2 protein-coding genes and 1 pseudogene are annotated in these 1,991 nt (G+C 74.1%); all 3 read left to right on the forward strand.

Annotated features, from left to right (window positions below; translation table 11 throughout):
- The coding region (locus tag ACZ5CR_RS44055) for a phosphatidate cytidylyltransferase (protein ID WP_468868967.1) at nt 1–569 on the forward strand (569 nt) is incomplete at its 5' end.
- Nucleotides 566–1,780, forward strand: a complete 1,215-nt coding sequence (locus ACZ5CR_RS44060; RefSeq protein ID WP_468868969.1) for a lysophospholipid acyltransferase family protein — start codon at nt 566–568, stop codon at nt 1,778–1,780. The genes ACZ5CR_RS44055 and ACZ5CR_RS44060, both read left to right, overlap by 4 nt.
- A 19-nt stretch (nt 1,781–1,799) precedes the next feature.
- A pseudogene (locus tag ACZ5CR_RS44065) lies at nt 1,800–1,991 on the forward strand (nitroreductase family protein); the annotation flags it as partial.

The raw sequence follows: 1,991 nt of genomic DNA on the forward strand, positions 1-1,991 counted from the left end.
CCGCCGTGGCGGTGCCGGGGATCGCCTGGGCCGCGCCCGGCGCCCTCGATCTGCGGACGGCGGGCGTACTGCTGATCGCCGCCGCCGGTGTGGCCCTCTTCTCCGGGGACGCCTCGCAGGGCTTCACCCGGGCGAGCCGGACGGTGTTCGGGCTCCTCTGGATCCCCGTATCGCTGAGCGGGCTCGTCCTCCTCGGGGACACGGCCGTGGCGGTGGGCGTCGCGGTGGCGTTCGGGGACGTGGGCGCGTGGTGCGGGGGTACGGCGCTTGGCCGCAGGGGGTTCCTGGCCCGGCCGCTCTCCCCCCTCTCCCCCAACAAGACCTGGGCGGGCGTCGTGGGCGCGGCCGCCGCGACCGCCGCCGCGCTGGCCGCGGTCGGCGCGTTCTCCCTCGTGCTGTGGTCCGCGGTGCTCGTGGGCTGCGTACTGGGGGATCTTCTGGAGTCGATGGTCAAGCGCGAGGCGGGCGTGAAGGACGCGGGGAGCTGGCTGCCGGGGTTCGGCGGGCTGCTCGACCGGATCGATTCACTGCTGGTTGCTCTTCTGCTGACGATGGTGGTGACGCTGTGAGGGTTCGTACGACGTATCCGGCCCGTCCGACGCTTCAGGACGAACGGCACCCGAAGCGAGGCGCGGCCCGTCTGCGCCGCGCGCTCTGGTGGACCCTCCTCACCCTCACCGGCGGTGTCGAGCGACGCGGTCGACTCCCTTCCGGTGGCTGCGTCGTCGTGGCGAACCACTCCTCCCACGCGGACACCGCCGCCCTCCTCGCGGCGCTGGACGCCCGCCACGCGCCCGCGATAGGCGCAGCCGCCGACTACTGGTTCGCCTCCCCCTGGCGGAGGCGGATCTGCAGCCGCCTGGCCGCGGGTTTCCCCGTGCGCCGCACCGGAGGCGGCATGGACGACCTGCTGTCCAGGGCGGACGCCCTGCGCGCCGGCGGAGCCGTCGTCCTCTTCCCCGAGGGCACCCGCGCACGTGCGGGCGAGCTGGGCGCCTTCCACAAGGGCGCGCTGATACTCGCCCGGCAGGCGCACGTGCCCATCGTCCCGGTCTCCATCGACGGCACGGCCCGCCTCCTGCCCAAGCACGGCAAACTCCGCCCCACCCTGGTGAGGGTCCGCATCGGGGCCCCGCTGCCCCCGGACACCACCCCCGAGGAGGCGCGTGACGCGGTGGCGGAGCTCCATCGGCGTACGGAGCGGGAGCCGCTCGACGACTCCGTCACGCGCAGGCGGACCGCCGCTGTCATCAGCTCCCGCTGGGGCCTCGCGGCAGCCTTCGTCTGGGCCTTCGCGGAGGCGCTGAGCTGGCCCCTGATGCCGGAGCTGTTCCTGGCGATCGCCTGCGTGGCGGTGCCGCGCCGGGCCCTGAAGCTGTCCCTCACGGCCCTCGCGGGCTCCCTGGCAGGCGGCCTGCTCGCCCTCCAACTGGCCGCGTCCGGCGTCCAGTTGCCGCACCCCCTGACCACCGACCGGATGCGCGCGGAGGTACGCAACGAGCTCGCCACCGAAGCCGCGGCGGCCGTCCGACACCAGCCCTGGAACGGCATCCCCTTCAAGGTCTACGCACGCGAGGCGGGCCGCGCCGACATCGCGCCGCAGGACTGGCTGGCCCACTCGGCGCTCTCCCGCGGCTCCCGCACCCTCACGGTGGGCCTCGCCTTCGGGGCCTTCGGGTTCCTCGTACACCGGCTCCGGCGGTTCTATGGGCTGTATCTGGCCCTCCTGTGCGGCGGATTCACGCTCGGGCTCTCATTGATCGTGACGGGATGGAGCTGACCGGGGCACACTCGTGAGCATGGCTGACGAGACCGCAGAACGGCCCTGGACCCCGATCCACGGCGAGCCCTACCGCTCCGTCCCCTACCGCCCCGCCCGCATGGCCGAGGCCGAATCCCTCGCCCACGCCGCCGAGTTGCGCACCCGGATGCGGGAGCGGCGCACGGTGCGGCAGTTCGCTCCTGACCCGGTGCCCGCGCAGGTCGTGCGG

The sequence above is a fragment of the Streptomyces sp. NPDC031274 genome (genome assembly GCF_055570235.1).